Annotated in this window: 13 protein-coding genes; 9 read left to right on the top strand and 4 right to left on the bottom strand. The window is 36.0% G+C overall.

The genetic code is table 11. The features are described 5' to 3' along the window. Nucleotides 1–107: 107 nt before the first annotated feature. The 4 genes from ASG22_RS12430 to dnaK form a co-directional block, all read right to left on the bottom strand. A complete protein-coding gene (locus ASG22_RS12430; RefSeq protein ID WP_055984902.1) occupies nt 108–857 on the bottom strand; it encodes a hypothetical protein in 750 nt (249 codons plus the stop codon). Next, complete coding sequence (locus tag ASG22_RS12425; protein ID WP_055984897.1) at nt 854–2,110, bottom strand: site-specific integrase; 1,257 nt, start codon at nt 2,108–2,110, stop codon at nt 854–856. Before ASG22_RS12425 ends, ASG22_RS12430 begins: the two co-directional genes overlap by 4 nt. Further along, the gene (locus ASG22_RS12420) at nt 2,107–2,676 is read right to left on the bottom strand and encodes a helix-turn-helix domain-containing protein (RefSeq protein WP_055984895.1); all 570 of its coding nucleotides are present in this window, start codon (nt 2,674–2,676) and stop codon (nt 2,107–2,109) included. The genes ASG22_RS12425 and ASG22_RS12420 overlap by 4 nt, the downstream gene beginning before the upstream one ends. A 231-nt stretch (nt 2,677–2,907) precedes the next feature. Then, on the bottom strand, nt 2,908–4,800 hold the full coding sequence (gene dnaK, locus ASG22_RS12415) for a molecular chaperone DnaK (protein WP_055984892.1): 1,893 nt from the start codon (nt 4,798–4,800) through the stop codon (nt 2,908–2,910). A 461-nt stretch (nt 4,801–5,261) separates the two neighbouring features. Between dnaK and ppk1 the strand changes: the two genes are divergently transcribed. The 9 genes from ppk1 (at nt 5,262) to ASG22_RS12375 (ending at nt 18,078) form a co-directional block, all read left to right on the top strand. Then, nucleotides 5,262–7,334, top strand: a complete 2,073-nt coding sequence (ppk1, locus tag ASG22_RS12410; protein ID WP_055984889.1) for a polyphosphate kinase 1 — start codon at nt 5,262–5,264, stop codon at nt 7,332–7,334. Further along, complete coding sequence (locus ASG22_RS12405; protein ID WP_055984886.1) at nt 7,331–8,215, top strand: exopolyphosphatase; 885 nt, start codon at nt 7,331–7,333, stop codon at nt 8,213–8,215. The genes ppk1 and ASG22_RS12405 overlap by 4 nt, the downstream gene beginning before the upstream one ends. A gap of 404 nt (nt 8,216–8,619) precedes the next feature. Beyond that, nucleotides 8,620–9,273 (top strand): NAD-dependent epimerase/dehydratase family protein, encoded by a 654-nt coding sequence (locus ASG22_RS12400; RefSeq protein ID WP_055984882.1) that lies wholly within the window; start codon nt 8,620–8,622, stop codon nt 9,271–9,273. After that, on the top strand, nt 9,270–9,422 hold the full coding sequence (locus tag ASG22_RS21000) for a hypothetical protein (RefSeq protein ID WP_157844718.1): 153 nt from the start codon (nt 9,270–9,272) through the stop codon (nt 9,420–9,422). The genes ASG22_RS12400 and ASG22_RS21000 overlap by 4 nt, the downstream gene beginning before the upstream one ends. A 169-nt stretch (nt 9,423–9,591) precedes the next feature. Further along, nucleotides 9,592–12,636: a choice-of-anchor I family protein gene (locus ASG22_RS12395; RefSeq protein WP_055984880.1), complete on the top strand. Its 3,045-nt coding sequence runs from the start codon at nt 9,592–9,594 to the stop codon at nt 12,634–12,636. A 521-nt stretch (nt 12,637–13,157) separates the two neighbouring features. After that, nucleotides 13,158–14,159 carry a hypothetical protein gene (locus ASG22_RS12390; protein WP_055984877.1) on the top strand — a complete coding sequence of 334 codons (1,002 nt, stop codon included), beginning with the start codon at nt 13,158–13,160 and terminating at the stop codon, nt 14,157–14,159. 146 nt (nt 14,160–14,305) lie between these two features. After that, nucleotides 14,306–15,304 carry a hypothetical protein gene (locus tag ASG22_RS12385; protein WP_131726194.1) on the top strand — a complete coding sequence of 333 codons (999 nt, stop codon included), beginning with the start codon at nt 14,306–14,308 and terminating at the stop codon, nt 15,302–15,304. Nucleotides 15,305–15,400: 96 nt separating this feature from the next. Next, nucleotides 15,401–16,321, top strand: coding sequence for a hypothetical protein (locus ASG22_RS12380; RefSeq protein WP_055984870.1), 921 nt, complete (start codon nt 15,401–15,403; stop codon nt 16,319–16,321). 107 nt (nt 16,322–16,428) lie between these two features. Beyond that, entirely contained in the window at nt 16,429–18,078 is a 1,650-nt protein-coding gene (locus tag ASG22_RS12375) for a tail fiber domain-containing protein (RefSeq protein WP_055984867.1), read from the top strand. Nucleotides 18,079–18,349 lie beyond the last annotated feature (271 nt).

Here is an 18,349-nt window from a genome sequence, read left to right as displayed (position 1 = left end):
TTGATTGGTATGGTACAAAGAAAAAAAGTGATTTCTCTGTGATGCCGATAAACACGCAATCACAGAGAAATCACTTAAGAAACACTATGTTTTCTAATTTTTGACGATTATTTGTAATCTGTTAAATTTTCTTCCAGTTTGATGATTGTATCTTTTGTATCCGAATCTTTCAAATGACTTTTTATAGTTCCAACATCTAGGATATTAAGTTTTTGAAAAGTAGCTTTCAAAAATTCGGCAACACGTTCTTGTTTTATTGGTCGGAAATGATTCCAAATATTCCAACCAAAATGATAAAGATCTGTAGTAGATAGATTTTTTGTTTCAACTAATATTGTATCTGAACTACTTTCTTTTCTCGAATAAGAAGCAACTGCATCGCAAAGAAAATCTAAATCTTTGTCTGAAATATACAGAGCGAATTTCTGTTTGGTATAATTTAGTGCAAATTGCAATTTTTCCTGATCTTGATGTATTTTTTTCTCCTGTTGAATTTTACGTATTACAGCTGTATCTGCATTGTTTTTAACTGGAATTTCTAAATTTTCCGTAGCATTAACTATTTGAATACTATTTGGATTGTCTTCTTGCTTTATCGTATCACTCTGATTGAAAGATTTATCAGCAATCTTTTTATTTTTTAATCGTTTGTATAATTCGATCAATGAAATACCAAAAGAAACAAAAGCCAAATACAATAAAATTACTACGAAATTGATAACCCAAAAAATACTATTTGCAGTAAATTCATCAGCTCCTTTTTGAAGCATTATCAACCTTACTCCTAGACCAGTAATTACTCCACCAATAATAATAGCAAGATTTTGAATTAAAATATCTCGATAATTATGTTTCATTTTCTATTTTTTGAGAGTGTTTTCAATTGAATGGCTTCCGCTGCTTTATTTTTCTTTTCGTCAACCACTTTTGCATAAACCTGCGTAGTTTTTACATTAGTATGTCCCAACATTCTACTGACCGTGTAAATATCAGTGCCACTCGAAAGTTGAAGTGTTGCAAAAGTGTGTCTGAAATTATGGAAGGTTATTTTTTTGGTTATTCCTGCGCTTTCAATCCATTTCTTTAGTGGTCTGGAAATCCAAGCTGGATTAGTTAGATTTTTAAAAATCAAATCATTTGGAAGACCTAATTCACCACAAAGCTGTAATGCTTGTTTTGATATCGGCATATATTCTACACCTTTGGTCTTTTTTTGAGTGAAGTTTATTTTTGCATGATCGTTTTCAATACTTACTTCGTTCCACGTTAGCTTCTGAATATCGGAATGTCGTAGACCTGTTAAAGCAGAAAATAATGCTGCTCGTTTAAGAACTTCAAGTTCGCACGGCGTTTCAACTAAAGTATTAAGTTCATCAAGTGTTAGATATTCTCGTCTTGATTCTTCGTGTGGAATCGCTTTGATTTTAGCAGAAATGTCAGTCGTAAAATAACCATCAATAAAAGCTTGTTTTAATGCGGCTTTGAATACAGAAAAATAAGTAGAAGCCGTATTTTGAGAAATAGTTTCTTCCTTATTGCTGCCACTTTTTGCATGCAATAAATATGATTTAAAGTTTTCACTGAATTTTGTATTGATTTGCGAAAACAGAATTTTGTCACCTCCAAAATCTTTTAGAAATTCTATCGAGCGATACCAATTTATTTGAATAGATTCGGAATTGTTTTTATGTCTTTTAGTGACCAACAAATCAAAGTATCTAACAAAATCCTCCTGAGATTTTGCTTTTTCTTCAGCCTTTATTGCGTCGAGTTCACTGTAAAGTTCAACATTATCATATTCTCTTTGACGTAATTTTCGCAGAGAATCTGCATAAAACATTGTCTCTCGGTCATTTTCGCTTTTGCAAATGATAATACCATTGTCATCCCTTTTAGGTTTAAATGAAACGGATTCTTGCGTAGTTCTTGCAGGTCTTTTCTTATCAAAATCTACGGTGGTTACGCTTCGGTTCAAGTATTCCCGAATCCTTTGAGCGCCATCTTTTCCGGGAACCATCACAGGATAACTTTCCAAATAAATAAACCATTCTTTCCGGAACTCGGCTTTTCGCAGTCTTACTGTAACTTTAGTTTTCAATAGTTCTTTCATTTTCCTTCAAAAATTTTATCGATTAAATTTTTAGGCACATACACGAAACTTCCAACTTTCTTTGTCGGAATTTTGTTTCTTTTAATTAGGCTTGTTACAGTTCCTGGATCCGCATAGAATTTTGAACTAATTTCAGAAATTGTGTAGCAATTACCAACTTCAAAATTGGTTTTTTCAATTACTATTTCTTCTTTCTCTGGTATTTCAACTGCTGTAAACATTTGTTCAATATCAGCTTTGCTAACTCGGGTTAGCCTTTGTCCAACATTGAAGGCAGTTATTTTTTTATTTTTAATCAATCTATGAATTGTATCCCTTGAGATTCCAAAAAGAGCTACTGCTTCACGTACTGAAATATATGGTCGTGTTTGAATCTCCATAATTTTTGTAGCCGATTTTTCTAATAGAGTCTGTTTAGCTTCCAATTCTTTAACCATTTTTTTTAACTTCTTTAATGCCTTGTTATTACAAGAAGTGGAACAAAAACGAGTAGTTACAGTTTTTGCTTCAAATGGTTTCTCACAAAATTCACAAATCTTCGGTATTTTAAGTTTACTAATTCCCATTTTTCAAAGATATTTTAAATACAAATTTAATTTAAGACCTAACAAGACATTATAAAACGCAGATTCTCTTCAATTAAGACGCGGTACAAATAGGAGACAAAAATATAGCTAAAATTGATTAAAATCACGTATCACAATAAATACAAATATAAACAAAAATCGCTGTAAACATTACATTCACAGCGATTTAATAATTTATTTCAATCGATATTAATCGATGATAATTGCTACTTATTTGACTTCTTCGAAGTCTGCATCCTGTACATCTTCACCTCCTGCATTTCCAGCATTCTGAGCACCTGCGTCAGCGCCTTCAGCACCTTGACCTTGGGCATACATTTCTTCTGAAGCAGCCATCCAAGCTGCATCTAAAGCTTCTGTCTTAGCTTTTACATCATCTCCATTTTTAGCTTCGAAAGCTGTCTTCAATTCTGCGTGAGCAGTTTCAATCGCTGCTTTTTTATCAGCAGATAATTTATCACCAAACTCTTTCAGCTGCTTTTCAGTCTGGAAGATCAATCCGTCAGCTTTGTTGAAAACTTCAACCTCTTCTTTTCTTTTGTTATCAGCAGCAGAGTTTTCCTGAGCTTCTTTTTTCATTCTTTCGATTTCTTCGTCAGAAAGACCTGAAGATGCCTGAATTTTAATAGACTGCTCTTTTCCTGTTCCTTTATCTTTAGCAGAAACGCTCAAGATTCCGTTTGCATCGATATCGAAAGTAACTTCAATTTGAGGAACTCCTCTTTGTGCTGGTGGAATATCTGTTAAGTCGAATCTACCGATTTCTTTGTTATCGTTGAACATTGGTCTTTCCCCCTGTCCTACTCTGATGCTTACAGCCGGCTGGTTGTCAGAAGCTGTAGAGAATACCTCAGATTTTTTAGTTGGGATCGTAGTGTTTGCTTCAATTAATTTAGTGAAAACAGAACCCATTGTTTCAATACCTAAAGAAAGTGGTGTAACGTCTAATAAAAGAACGTCTGTCACATCTCCAGTTAAAACTCCACCTTGGATAGCTGCACCAATTGCTACAACCTCATCCGGGTTTACCCCTTTTGAAGGTTTTTTACCGAAGAATTTTTCTACCTCTTCCTGAATAATCGGAATTCTTGTAGAACCTCCTACCAAGATTACTTCGTCGATATCAGAAGTAGATAAACCTGCATCTTTCAACGCTTTAGCAACCGGATCCATAGATCTTTTCACTAAGTCAGCAGATAATTGCTCAAATTTAGCTTTAGTCAAAGTCTTCACCAAGTGTTTAGGACCTGTAGCTGTAGCTGTAATATAGGGAAGGTTGATTTCAGTTTGTGGAGAAGAAGACAATTCAATTTTTGCTTTTTCAGCAGCTTCTTTCAATCTTTGTAGTGCGATTGCATCAGATTTTAATTCTACTCCTTCTTCAGCTTTAAATTCGTCTGCCATCCAGTTGATGATCACATCATCAAAATCATCACCTCCTAAGTGTGTATCTCCGTTTGTAGACAATACCTCAAATACACCATCTCCTAAATCGAGGATAGAGATATCGAAAGTACCACCTCCTAAATCGTAAACAGCAATTTTCTGGTCTTTGTGAGCTTTATCCATACCATAAGCCAAAGCAGCAGCTGTAGGCTCGTTGATGATTCTTTCTACTTTAAGACCAGCGATTTCTCCTGCTTCTTTAGTAGCTTGTCTTTGAGCATCGTTAAAGTAAGCCGGAACAGTGATTACCGCTCTTGTTACTTCTTGTCCAAGATAATCTTCAGCAGTTTTCTTCATTTTCTGAAGCGTCATTGCAGAAATTTCCTGTGGAGTATATTCTCTATCGTCGATCTTTACTTTTACCGTGTCATTTGGACCGGATACTACTTCGTAAGGTACTCTTGAAATTTCTTTAGCATCTTCTTTGAAGTGTGTTCCGATAAATCTTTTGATAGAATATACCGTTTTCTTAGGATTCGTTACAGCCTGTCTTTTTGCAGGATCACCCACTTTTCTTTCACCATCTTCTGTAAATGCCACGATAGAAGGAGTTGTTCTTTTACCTTCTGCATTAGGGATAACAACAGCGTCTTTACCTTCCATTACCGCAACGCAAGAGTTTGTTGTTCCTAAGTCAATTCCAATTATTTTACTCATAATATTTATATTTTTTCTAATTTTTAAATTTTAATTTACATTCTCAATTTCTCAATATCTGTACCATTAATCTTTTTATGACAAATTGACATAATGAGAATAAAAATGTAGGATTAGTTATTTTCTTAAAGTGGAAAAAATGATAATATCTACTTTAAACACGTTTAAAATTCATTTAATGAATATTTGTTGTTCTGTCATAAAAATTAAATATCTCTAATCAGTTTATCAATTTTGTCACTTTTCAACAGGAAATTTACTTTCTCAAACATTCTATTTGAGTTTTCGACAAATTATCATTTCACATAATCTTTAATTTATTAACTTTAATGATTAGCAATAAAAAACAAAATCCATTAAACTCAGAGTATCCGTTCTGTTAAAATTTAATTAAATCGTAACGTTGAAAAGTACTTTGAGACGCACTGAATTATTATTTTTGATCAATTATAAACTAACGAATGTCATTACACTTCAATCCGAGAGATATTACGTGGCTTGCTTTTAACGAAAGAGTTTTACAGGAAGCCATGGACGAAAAAGTACCTTTGCATCTGAGAATCCGTTTTTTGGGGATTTTCTCCAACAATTTAGATGAGTTTTTCAGAGTGCGGGTTGCCGGATTAAAGCGTGCGATGGATTTTAAGGAAAAAGTAATCGCTGAATCTTTTTATCAGCCGCCCTCCAAAATCCTTCAGAATATCAATGACATTGTGATTCGGCTACAGGCAAATTTCGATAAAACCTGGAAAAAAATTCAGGGAGAAATGGCGGATCAGGGAGTTTTTATTAAAAATTCTAAAAATTTAAGTCCTGGTCAAAAAGAGTTTGTCAGAAAATATTTTGATGAGGTGGTAGAATCTAACGTGATTCCTATCCTTCTTCACGAAAATACACCGATGCCTTATATGAGAGACAAAAGTCTCTATCTGGGCGTGGCGATGAGAAAAAAAGACTGGCAATATTCAAGCAATTATGCGATTATCGAAATTCCATCCCGTTTTGTGGGAAGATTCGTTTTGCTTCCGTCTGAAGATGTTGAAGAGAAAAATGTAATGCTTCTGGAAGATGTGATTGCCTTCAATTTACCGCACATCTTTTCTTATTTCGGATACGACGAATTTTCTGCTCACGCTTTCAAAGTAACAAAAGATGCCGAATTGGATTTAGATAACGACATTAAAACCAATTTCGCTGAAAAAATTGAAAAAGGATTAAAAAACCGAAGAAAAGGAAAACCAACCCGTTTCGTTTTTGATAAAGATATGGATAAAGCACTTCTTGAAATGCTGATCCGAAAATTAAATTTAAGTAAAAAAGACAGTATCATTCCGGGGGGAAAGATTCATAATTTTAAACATTTTATGGATTTTCCAGATGTTTTTGAGAGATATGAAAGACCTATTGAAAGAACTTCTTTTACGCATCCCGCTTTTGAAAATACAGAAAGAGTAACTGATGTTATTTTAAAGCATGATGTTCTTTTAACTTTTCCTTACCATAAATATAATCCTGTCATTGATCTTCTTCGTGAAGCAGCAATGGATCCGGACGTAAAATCGATACAGATTACAGCATATCGTCTCGCAAGCAATTCAAAAATTATCAATGCTTTGATTTATGCGGCACGAAACGGTAAAGAAGTAACGGTAATGTTGGAACTTCAGGCGAGATTTGATGAAGAATCTAATCTAAAATGGAAAGAAATGCTGGAGCCGGAAGGAATCATTGTTTTGGAAGGAATTCCGAACAAAAAAGTTCATGCCAAGCTTTGTATCATCAAAAAAAGGGCACAAAACAAAACAATTCAATACGGTTTTATCAGTACAGGAAATTTCAATGAAAAGACGGCAAGAATCTACGGAGATCATTTAATTATGACTGCAGACCGTGGAATAATGGCAGATATTAACAAAGTTTTCAATGTTCTGAAAAGACCAAAAGACGATTTTCTGTCTGTTTTAAAAACCTGCAAAAACCTTTTGGTCTGCCCACAGTTTATGCGTGAAAAAATAGTTCACTACATCGACAAAGAAATTGAGGAAGCCAAAGCAGGAAGAAAGGCAGAAATGATTATTAAAGCCAATTCGGTAAGTGACAGATCTTTAATTGAAAAATTATACGAAGCTGCACAAGCAGGAGTTCATGTAAGAATGATCGTGAGAGGAATTTACTGTGCCATTAACCAGAAAGAATTTAAAGAAAAAATAAAAGCCATCAGTATCGTAGACGAATATCTGGAACACGCCAGAGTAATGTATTTCTACAATAAAGGTTCTGAAGACATGTATATTTCTTCAGCCGACTGGATGACGAGAAATTTAGATTACAGAATTGAGGCCGCCGCCAAAATAACCGATAAAAGTCTGAAGAAAGAATTAAAAGATATTCTCGACATACAGTTGAAAGATAATGTAAAAGCTCGTATTTTAGACAAAAAATTGAGTAACCAGTACATTCATAACGACAAAGAAGAATGTCGTTCTCAAATCGAAACATACAGATATCTAAAAGCTAAAACGAATACAAAATGAAGATCGCAGCCATAGACATAGGAAGTAACGCAGCCCGACTTTTAATAAATGAAGTAAAAATCAACAACAGACAGCCGGAATTCATCAAACTTAATCTTTTGAGAATTCCTCTACGATTGGGAATGGATGTTTTCACAATGGGGGAAATCGGGGAAGAAAGAGAAAAAATGGTGATCGACTCGATGAAGATTTTCAGTGATTTAATGAAAATTTACAAAGTTGAGCATTACAGAGCCTGTGCTACAAGTGCAATGCGTGATGCTGCCAACGGAAAAAGTATTATCGATCAGGTAAAAGAAACTTCGGGAATTGATATTGAAATTATTTCCGGAGATGAAGAAGCATCTTTAGTTTTCGAAAATCATATTGCTGAAGGTCTGGACAAAGAATTTGCTTATTTATATATTGATGTTGGCGGTGGTTCTACCGAGATTACATTCTATGAAAACGGGAAAATGATTTACGAAAAATCGTTCAATATAGGGACAATCCGTTTGCTGAATAATCTGGTTACGCCAGACAACTGGACGGAAATGAAGGAAGAAATCAGAAAAAATATCAACAGCAAAAAGCCAATCGTGGCCATCGGTTCGGGAGGAAATATCAACAAAGTATTTTCCATGAGCAAAACCAAAGACGGAAAGCCAATGTCTATTACTCATCTTAAAAAAGTCTATAAAGAATTCGACGATATGACAGTTGAAGAAAGAATGACAAAATACAATATGCGTGAAGACAGAGCTGATGTTTTGGTTCATGCGTTAAAAGTTTTCAATAATGTAATGACCTGGTCTGAAATTAAGCAGATTTTTGTACCGAAAATATCTGTAGCAGACGGATTAGTGCATAATATTTACAGTAAATTACAGAATAAAAAGTAGTTTTTATCAACATAAAAAATTTAGGAACCGGTCATTTATGGCTGGTTTTTATTTTTAGGAGCTATTTCCTGCTTTCGCTACTCGCTTTTTCGTATTTCGGTGGCGGCAAAGCCGCCACCGAAATACGAAAAGAGCTTAAACATACCGCTCAATCAGGGCTAAAACACCATCTTTTATCAATATTTCAAGACAATATAAATATTTTTAAAACAAAAAAGGATTCCATTTCAATACGATATACTTTCAATTTGATAAGGTTAATAAAAAAGTAGAGTTATCATTTACAGATCATCTAGCCGTTCTACGTCTCTGAAAGCAATTTGATAAAAATTTGTATACTTTTTGATACCACATAAAGTAAAGTGAAAGTCTAAATCGTCATTAACATATCAATAATAAACAAAATGAACACAATAAAAATAATTCTCACAGGAGCAACAGGAATGGTAGGTGAAGGTATTCTCATGGAATGTCTTGAAAATCCCGAAATTTCCGAAATTCTAAGTGTAAGCAGAAAACCATCCGGAAAAAAACACGCCAAACTGAAAGAATACATCGTATCAGATTTCTTAAAAATAGATCTCAACGACGAAAACTTTAAAGGGTATAATGCCGTTTTCTTCTGTGCAGGAATCAGCAGTGTAGGAATGAGTGAAGAAGAATATACCAAAATTACGTACGATACGACGTTACATTTTGCCAAAGCGGTTCTTAATCAAAATCCGGAAATGGTGTTCAATTATGTTTCCGGTGCATATACCGATAAAACAGAAAGCGGAAAAGTAATGTGGGCAAGAGTAAAGGGCAGAACAGAAAATGCTTTGAGAAAGCTTGGATTCAAGGCTGAGTATAATTTCCGCCCCGGATTTATGAAACCCGTTGAAGGTCAGGAAAATGTAAAATGGTTCTTTAAACCTCTTATTTGGATTTTTCCTATTATATTACCCTCAAAATCATTAACTTTACAAGAAGTGGGACAAGCAATGATAAATGCAGTATTGAAAGGATACCCAACCTCCACATTAGAAATTAAGGACATTAAAAATTTAACAGTATGAAAGAAATGTTAAAAAGGATTTTTCTGGTTGCATTTATCTTAATTGTTTTAACTGCTATTTCAGGATATATGTATATGCAGAAACACCCGATGGAAGGTAAAACATCGGCAAAAACCGTAAAACTTTCGGGTCAGGTTTCAAAAAAATAAACCAACTGTGAAACTGCGGATTGATAGAATCTCGGTTTTACGGTTTTAGCCTTGCTAGTTTAATCAAAATTATTCATCGAAACCCATTTATTAAACATTTATTAAAATTTGCTTAAAATGTTTGCAAAGTAGAAACTTCATTTTTGCATAAATTTAAAGTAAGTAAAAAATGATTAATAACTACTTGTTAAAAGGATCTGTAATTGCTGCATTTTTCCTTCAGGGAGCAGTATTCGGGCAGACATCACTTATCCATTACTGGAACTTTAACAATAATGCTACTGCTGCAGCAATCACGACTCCGACCTCAACTTTGGTGAACGGATCGATGACTGCAGTTACAAGCGGAACCACGGAAATCGATTTTGCGGGCGGAACAGGACAAAACTTCAGCACCGAAAATTTAAATGCAAGAAACGGTGACGCTGCCGGAACGCATTTAAGATATAACTTCCCTATCAATGGGAATTTGCAGTTCAATTTACCGACGACTGGTTATAATAATGTAGTGGTAAAATTTACCACAAGAAGATCAGGTTCGGGGGCAGGAACACAAACCTGGACGTATTCTACGGACGGAATAACTTTCCAAACCTATCAAACAGTTTCTCCGCAGGATGCCAACCCGCAATTGATTACTTTTGATTTTTCTAATATTGCGAATGTTGCCAACAATCCTAATTTTAAACTTAAAGTTGAATTTTCTGCAGGAGCAAACAACGGTACAGTAGGAAATAACCGTTTCGACAATTTTACCGTTGATGCAACAGCCGTTGGAGGAGCCGATACTACTCCGCCAACCGTAGCTTATCTTCCCACAAACAACACAAATAATGCCTCAACGACTGTAAATCCTACCATTTCTTTTAATGAAAATGTAAGATTGCTAGACAACTCTACGATTAACGATTCTAACGCACAAACACTTGTAGATTTCCGTCTTGGCAATGCCTCAGGTGTACAGGTTCCTTTCACAACGACTTTCGCTAATAATAAAATTACGGTTATTCCAACTGCCGGTTTAATTCCGAACCAAATATATTATCTGGCTTTGAAACCGAATATGGTGGAAGATACAAGTGATAACGCAGTAACAACAGCTACTTCTACAATATTTACAACAGCGGGAACTTCTATTTCTTTAGATAAAAACTTTATTAAAGTTAATGAGAACGCTGGAACATTAGCATTTAAAATAAATGTAACTAATCCTTCTGCCTCGACGGTGAATTTGGTGGTAAAACCTGCACCATTCAGTACGGCAGACAGTAATGATTTCACTTTAGCCAATCAAACTATTAACCTTACTCCGTCTACAACAAGTTATACGGTAAATATTCCGATTATTGATGATACTTTGCCGGAACAACAGGCAGAATATTTTGTGGTAAGCCTTGAAAATCCGGTTGGAGCAACAATTTCGGGTGACAACAATGCAACGGTTTATATCGTTGATAATGACAAACCTGCACCGGTTCCATCCAATCAGATTTCATTAAACTATATCGGAAGTTTCGATCCTTCAGGAAACAGCACAAGTTCTACGGAAATTGTCGTTCATGATCCTTCAACACAGAGATTGTTTACGATCAGTTCGATTACGGATGTTTTTGATATTATTAATTTCAGCAATCCAAATATGCCGACGGTTATTAACACCATCAACATGGCTCCTTACGGCGGGATCACAAGTATCGCTGTGAAAAACGGAATTATCGCTGCAGCTTCTCCAAACACAAATCCTCAACAAAACGGATCAGTTGTTTTCTTTGATATTAACGGAAACTTCATCAAGCAGGTTACCGTTGGTGCTTTACCAGATATGGTCTCATTTTCACCTGACGGAACAAAAGTTCTTACTGCAAATGAAGGAGAGCCTAACGACGCTTATACGGTAGATCCGGAAGGAACAGTCAGTATTATAGATATTTCGGGAGGAGTTGCCAATCTTACTCAGAATAACGTTACAACAATTAATTTTAATGCTTTTGATTCTCAGGTTGCAGCGCTGACAGCGACAGGATTAAGAAAAGTGAGAACCAACAATACATTGTCTCAGGATTTAGAACCTGAATATATTACAATAAGCCCTGACAGTCAGAAAGCCTGGATCACACTTCAGGAAAACAATGCCATTGCAGAAATTAATTTAGCTACTAAAACCATCACAAGCGTTTGGGGATTGGGTAAAAAAGACATGAGCATTCCTGGAAATGGTTTTGACGCTTCTGATAATAACGGTGAAGTTTTAATTGCCAACTGGCCTGTAAAAACATATTATACACCAGATGCAGTTCAGAATTATAAAGTAGGAAATACAAATTATATTGTAACAGCGAACGAAGGTGATGAAAAAGACCTTTCAGGATTTAGTGAAAGAACAACAGTCGGTGCGAACACCTATATGATGGATCCTGTACTATTCCCTCAATCGGCAATTTTGAAGGCTTCTTATAACTTAGGACGATTCAGAGTGACAAATGCAACGGGAAATACTGACGGAGATTCAGAATTTGAAGAAATCGCAGCGTTGGGAGCTCGTTCATTCTCTATTTTCAATGCTGATACAAAACAGATCGTGTATGACAGTGGCGATCAGTTTGAAAGATATATTGCAGCCAATCATCCGTTGATTTTCAATGCCGATAACGAATCAAACACCATTAAAAACAGAAGCCGTGCAAAAGGTCCTGAACCGGAAGGGGTAACTTTAGGTACAATTAACGGTCAGACTTATGCTTTCATCACTATTGAAAGAACCGGCGGGGTAATGGTTTATAATATTACAGATCCCAACAATCCTACTTTCACGGATTATAAAAATTCCCGTTCAACTTCGGCTTACGGCGGCGACAACGGTCCTGAAGGAATTATCTACATCGCTCCTGAAAACACTACCACAGGAAAAGGATATGTAATCATTGCCAACGAAATCAGCGGAACGTTATCAATGTATGAAGTATCAAATGCTCCAACATTGGCAACAGGTGAAGTGAAATCTGAAAAAGCAACATTCAACGTGTTCCCGAACCCGGTAGCGAAAGGAAATATGCTTTATTTCAACAGAGCTCAGGATTACGAATTGTATGATATGTCCGGAAAATTACTTGGAAAAGAGAAAAATGCTTTAACAGTAGACACTTCAAAACTTTCTACAGGCGTTTATCTTGTAAAGACTTCGGAAGGACATCTGAAAAGAGTTATTGTAAAGTAGAATATATTTATTTAGTTGATTGAAAATGAGCCTCGATTTTTCGGGGCTTTTTATTTAAAAAATATCCAAAAAGCTGTTATTAAATATAAAAATTTATTACAAATTATTAAAACTAATACAGAATGAGAAAAATCGTTCAATTCCCCTCCCTATCACCATGAACAACAATTCATTAAGCCTAAGTAGACGGTAATACCCAAAAAATACATTTACAATTTTTATTTCCTATTTAAAAAGTCAGCCTTCGGGCAGACTTTTTTTATTCTTCATAATAAATCAAATATCCCCCTAACGTCTGTTTGTCATATTAATATGACAAGTTTGTAATATTAATATGACACGTATTGTCGTAAAAAAGAAATATAAAATTTTATTTTTGCTAAAAACAGATAACAGTCTTTTAGAACAAAATTCTTATTTCAAAGAATTATATCCACTATATTTCACAGATCACTTTATATAATAAATACACATCCTGAATTTATCTAAAAATTGATTACAGACACTTAAACAACTACAGAATGAAAAAAATTGTACCACTTTTATCCTTATTATTAGGAACAACAGCTTATTATGCCCAAGTAGGTGTTAATACAGCTAATCCTCAAGCAACCTTTGAAGTAACAGCAAAAACCACCGATGGCAGCAAACCTGAAGGTATTATAATACCCAAACTTACCGGAGATCAGATTAAATCTGCTGACACTCAGTATACGACTGCACAAAAGGGTGTTATGATTTATGCAACTTCGGCGGTAGGAACTGCATCTATCAAAACAGCTAATATTACTGCAGAAGGGTATTATTATTTTGACGGATTAGTATGGCAGAAGATGGGTACGGGAGCTTATGTAGGTTCTACTTCTGTAGCATTGAACGGAAATTCTTTTCAGAGAGCTGCTCTTACAGGTGATGCTATAGCAACCGCCAACTCCAATGCAACGACTGTTGTAGGATTACAGGGAAGACCTGTTGCCAATACTGCTCCACAAACTCAGGATTTGTTAAGCTTTAACGGAACCAGCTGGGCTCCGGCTTCACCTACTACTTTAGGAATCCCTAAGCAGATTGTAAGTGTTTCCGTAGCCGGAACACAAAATTTATTTACAACACCATTAGCTAATAATGAACCTTTTAGTGTATCTAATAATGATGTGTATTTTTCAACTGAAAATTATGACCCGTACAATTCCTGGGATGGTAGATTTTTTACTGTACCTACCGGTATGCAGGGAACTTATACCCTAAATATGCAGACTGGAAATTCACATACTGTATCGGGTAGTATAGAAGACTGGTGGGTAATGGGAGAACTCTTTAAAAGCCCGGACAATGGAGCAACTTGGCAAAGAATAACCTACGATGTAAGATCCGGATTGCAAAGTTCTGATGTAAATAATGGGAATATCTTATTCTGGACCGGCAATCTGAATGCAGGCGATATATTATTAGTTAAAACACAGTATAAAGGCAATACCAACAATATAGTAATACAGGGAAATTTGGCGATCATCAAACTTTAAGTCAAGTATTTAATAGCCAGCTTATTTAAAAACAAAGATTCTAAAAGCACAAATACAACTCATTAATCAATCACTTTTAATAAGAGCTGTTTTCAGGCAGGCTTTTTTGATTAATGAACATATTTATTAATTATAAAAATACTACAATGAAAAAAACAGTTATCACATTTCTATTTCTCGCCGTGGCAACTATGCAAATTAATGCCCAAGTCGGTATAAATACCCAAAACCCGGCGGCAACTTTCGATATTACGGCAAAGACTACAGACGGCAGCAAGCCCGAAGGAATGCTTGCGCCAAGACTTACCGGAAACCAGATACAGGCAGCCGATGCACAGTATAATAATACCTTTCACAAAGGAATGATTATTTATGCCACTGCCCCAACTACCGCACCCGCAGGGAAAACAATTAATATTACCACAGAAGGGTATTATTATTTTGACGGATTAGTATGGCAAAAGATGGGAAATGGAGCCTACACAGGTTCTACTTCGGTAGCGCTGAACGGGAATTCTTTCCAAAGGGCTGCTCTTACGGGAGATGCCATAGCAACTGCCAATTCTAATGCAACAACTGTAGTCGGGCTATTGGGAAGACCTTTGGTTACTACAGTACCACAAAATGAAAATATTTTGAGTTATAACGGTACGGGTTGGGAGCCTAAATCTTTAGCTTCACAAAGTATCCCAAGGCAGATCGTTAGTGTTTCTGTATCTGGAACTCAATTTTACAGAACCATAGTACAGACAGAACTTACGGTTGCATTTCCTGTAAAGAATTTTGATTCTTATAACGCTTGGGATGTAGGTACAAATTCATTTACAGTTCCTGCCAATATGCAAGGTACTTACACTGTGGATATGATGATGGCAAACAAACGAGACGCATATGGCGGATCCACATATTGGGTGATGACCAAATTACAAAAGAGTACTGATAATGGAGCAACCTGGGTAAATATAATGTCAAATATCATGACTTCAGATACAGGATATTCAGATAATGGAAATTCATTATTTTGGACAGGAAACCTAAATGTAGGAGACAAATTAAGAGTGTATGGTATGTGCTTAGGAAATGGAGATCCTACCTGGATAAATAACACTATTGTAATGGGAAATCTTGCGATTACCAAGCTATAGTATTAAAAAATTTACTGCAAAGATTCTAAAAACACAATGCGAATGGAATAAATCCCTCATTATTATATTCTTTTATTAATTCAAAAAAACTTAAATATGAACAAAATTATCACTTCTTTATTGCTGTTAACCATAGGAAGTACTTCAGCTTTTGCCCAAGTGGGCGTGAATACCCCAACACCACAGGGGTCTTTAGATGTTGCTTATGTAGCCTCGAAACCAACTTCTCCGCAGGGTGTTCTGTTTCCTAAATTATCGGGAGATCAAATACAGCAAATGACTGTAGGTACAGCACAAAACGGAATGTTTGTATTTGCTACCTCAATTCCTACGGCTCAGATCCCAAGAACAAGTTTAATTACAGAATCAGGGCTATACTACTATCTTTCCTCCGAAGATAAGTGGCGAAACGTAAATCAGGTAATATCTCCAAGTTCTCTTTTCTCTACCGGCTATACCAATGCCAATATGCTGATCGCCAATTACACAGGCGGGAGCGGTGCAACAGATTATAATTCGGGACAGATCTCACAGCTGTTTTTTGTTAACGGTACGGAAGTTCCGTTCAATCCATCACCGTATGTGCAGGTAAGAACAGACGATAATAACAGGGGGATCACCTTTTTGAAATCGGGGATATATAGTGTTACTATCCAGTTTTCTTTTGTTTATAAAAGAGATGTTGCAGGAGACGGAGCTAATGATGCTTCCCTACCGGACAGATTGGGAAGCCAAGTCACTTATCAGATGGTGACCAATTTCCTTAATTCTCCTTCAGCCGCTTATGTAAGTAATGTTACCCACAATATGGATTACCATCCGATAAAACAGGGTTCAGGGCTTAACAGGCTAAGTGGAATTGCGGTAGGAAATATTATTGTAAAGCAGGATAATGTGGTGAAATTTATTCCCCAGATTAATACACAAGGTTACTGGTTATCCAGTGAAGAGCTGAATATAGGACCAACAGGACAACTTAATATGCACATTACCAGAGTTTCAGATTATACTCCTTAATAATGATTCTAAAAACACAAACTCTATATATTTTTACCTTCATCCCTCATGAAAAGTCTGTTTTCGGACAGGCTTTTTTATTCTTTTAATTATAAACAATACCAATTATGAAAAAAGTCATTACTATCTTATCCTTTCTGGCAATCGGTAGTATACAAATGAATGCCCAGACGGGAATCAATACTTCGAATCCCGGATCTACACTGGATGTAAACGGTTCTTTGGCAGCGCAATATAGATCTGTAACTGCCACAACTTACGCTATGAACCAGACAGACTTCCATATATCATACAACGGAACAGGAAACGCAGCCTTTACACTGCCTGCAGCCATAAGCGGCGTCGGGAATTTTAAAGGACGTCTGTATACCATCAAAAACAATACTGCTTTTACGGTTACCGTAAGCCCCGCAGCTTCAGAAACCATCGGCGGAAGTACCAGTGTTTCATTAACGCCCAACCAAAGCGTTCAGATCATCAATACCGGATTAACGGGGGCAGCAACGACTTGGGAAGTAATTGCCCAGAATACAGTTTCAGGCACTGGCATTGGCTGTCTTCCCGACTATATGTTTGCCACTCTTGGCACGAGACAGCAAACGGCAATAAATATTAATCCAAGAATTAGATTTAATGTACCAAAATCCAGTGCCGGAATTACAGTAGACAATAACGGTGTTTTCTCTCTTAAAGCAGGAAAAACATACGAACTGGAAGCCAATTTATTTGCTACAGATTTTTTCAACAATACCACTTATCTACAGGCAGCATGGAAAAACGCAGGTACAGGCGCGGTATTACCAGAGACCACAATAGCGGAAATGTACTCTGTGGGGTATACAACTACCAACAACGCAGAAATGCCGGTCTCTAAAGCTGTAATTACCCCAACAGCCGATATGACTGTTGCATTAGATATTACCACATCTAACGCATATGCTTACATCAACAACAACCAGTCCTACGCCATGATAAGACAACTGAACTCATGCGGTGGCGGTGGTGGAAATACCACAATTGTAAATAATAGCGTAACAGCAAGCAACGGACTGAATGCCACGGCAAACGATGTAAAATTAGGAGGTACACTTTCTCAGGCTACCAATATCGCCAATGCAGGAAATAATCTTACAATAACAGGAACCGGAAATGTTGGTGTGGGAACTTCCACTCCACGTATAAAGCTAGAGGTTTACGGGATTCTTGGAGTTCAGACCGGTCCTTTTCCAAATACAATAAATATGGCAGCTTTTGGGTGGGATGCTATTCAGCCGGGTGTAGGCTTCAACGAATATGTAAATTATAGAGGAACAGGAGACGGAGGTCACAGATTTTACAGCCTTCCAAACACCGGAACTCCTGTATTGGCAAATTCACTTTCTTATTTAGACATTAACGGTTCATGGCATGCTGCCGCCTATGCCGTAAGTTCAGACTCCAGACTAAAAAGAAATATTAAACCTTTAGAAAACGGACTTGATATTATTTCCAGATTACAACCTGTGAGCTATGAAAAAAGACTGAACCTGTCTTCTCAGGATTATAATACCAAAGAAATCGGCTTCCTTGCACAGGAATTGCGCAAAGTTCTTCCTGATGCGGTAAAAGAAGATACGACTGATCCTGATAAACTGCTATCGGTTAACTACGATTCTTTAATCGGTGTACTTACAAAAGCCTTTCAGGAGCTTAACGCTAAAGTAGAAAAATTAGAAGCCGAAAATACAGAATTTAAAAATTTACTTAAAGAAAAATAATAATTTGCGATTCTACACATTTATTATACATAACGCGTTGTGCATTTTGAAAAATTTTAATGTTAGATACGTCAATTCGAGTGTTTTTTCGTAATGAAGTGGAGAAAAAATGTATCGAAAATAGATCTTCCTTCAAAATTACAAACTTCTCGATACGATTTTTTTCAAAAACCTACTCGAAGTGACGAAAGTACATCAAAATGCACAACGGGTTATACACTAATTTCTTCTTACAAAGTCTGCCTTAGAGCAGGCTTTTTTCTTCACCTAA

The organism is Chryseobacterium sp. Leaf405 (assembly GCF_001425355.1).
In the GTDB taxonomy this organism is placed as follows: Bacteria; Bacteroidota; Bacteroidia; order Flavobacteriales; family Weeksellaceae; genus Chryseobacterium.
This window is presented reverse-complemented; position numbering and strand designations above follow the sequence as displayed.

Bases quoted from the DNA above. Each gene is read 5' to 3' on its own strand.
- ASG22_RS12430 (WP_055984902.1), bottom strand. From the start codon at position 857: ATGAAACATAATTATCGAGATATTTTAATTCAAAATCTTGCTATTATT.
- ASG22_RS12425 (WP_055984897.1), bottom strand. From the start codon at position 2,110: ATGAAAGAACTATTGAAAACTAAAGTTACAGTAAGACTGCGAAAAGCC.
- ASG22_RS12420 (WP_055984895.1), bottom strand. From the start codon at position 2,676: ATGGGAATTAGTAAACTTAAAATACCGAAGATTTGTGAATTTTGTGAG.
- dnaK (WP_055984892.1), bottom strand. From the start codon at position 4,800: ATGAGTAAAATAATTGGAATTGACTTAGGAACAACAAACTCTTGCGTT.
- ppk1 (WP_055984889.1), top strand. From the start codon at position 5,262: ATGTCATTACACTTCAATCCGAGAGATATTACGTGGCTTGCTTTTAAC.
- ASG22_RS12405 (WP_055984886.1), top strand. From the start codon at position 7,331: ATGAAGATCGCAGCCATAGACATAGGAAGTAACGCAGCCCGACTTTTA.
- ASG22_RS12400 (WP_055984882.1), top strand. From the start codon at position 8,620: ATGAACACAATAAAAATAATTCTCACAGGAGCAACAGGAATGGTAGGT.
- ASG22_RS21000 (WP_157844718.1), top strand. From the start codon at position 9,270: ATGAAAGAAATGTTAAAAAGGATTTTTCTGGTTGCATTTATCTTAATT.
- ASG22_RS12395 (WP_055984880.1), top strand. From the start codon at position 9,592: ATGATTAATAACTACTTGTTAAAAGGATCTGTAATTGCTGCATTTTTC.
- ASG22_RS12390 (WP_055984877.1), top strand. From the start codon at position 13,158: ATGAAAAAAATTGTACCACTTTTATCCTTATTATTAGGAACAACAGCT.
- ASG22_RS12385 (WP_131726194.1), top strand. From the start codon at position 14,306: ATGAAAAAAACAGTTATCACATTTCTATTTCTCGCCGTGGCAACTATG.
- ASG22_RS12380 (WP_055984870.1), top strand. From the start codon at position 15,401: ATGAACAAAATTATCACTTCTTTATTGCTGTTAACCATAGGAAGTACT.
- ASG22_RS12375 (WP_055984867.1), top strand. From the start codon at position 16,429: ATGAAAAAAGTCATTACTATCTTATCCTTTCTGGCAATCGGTAGTATA.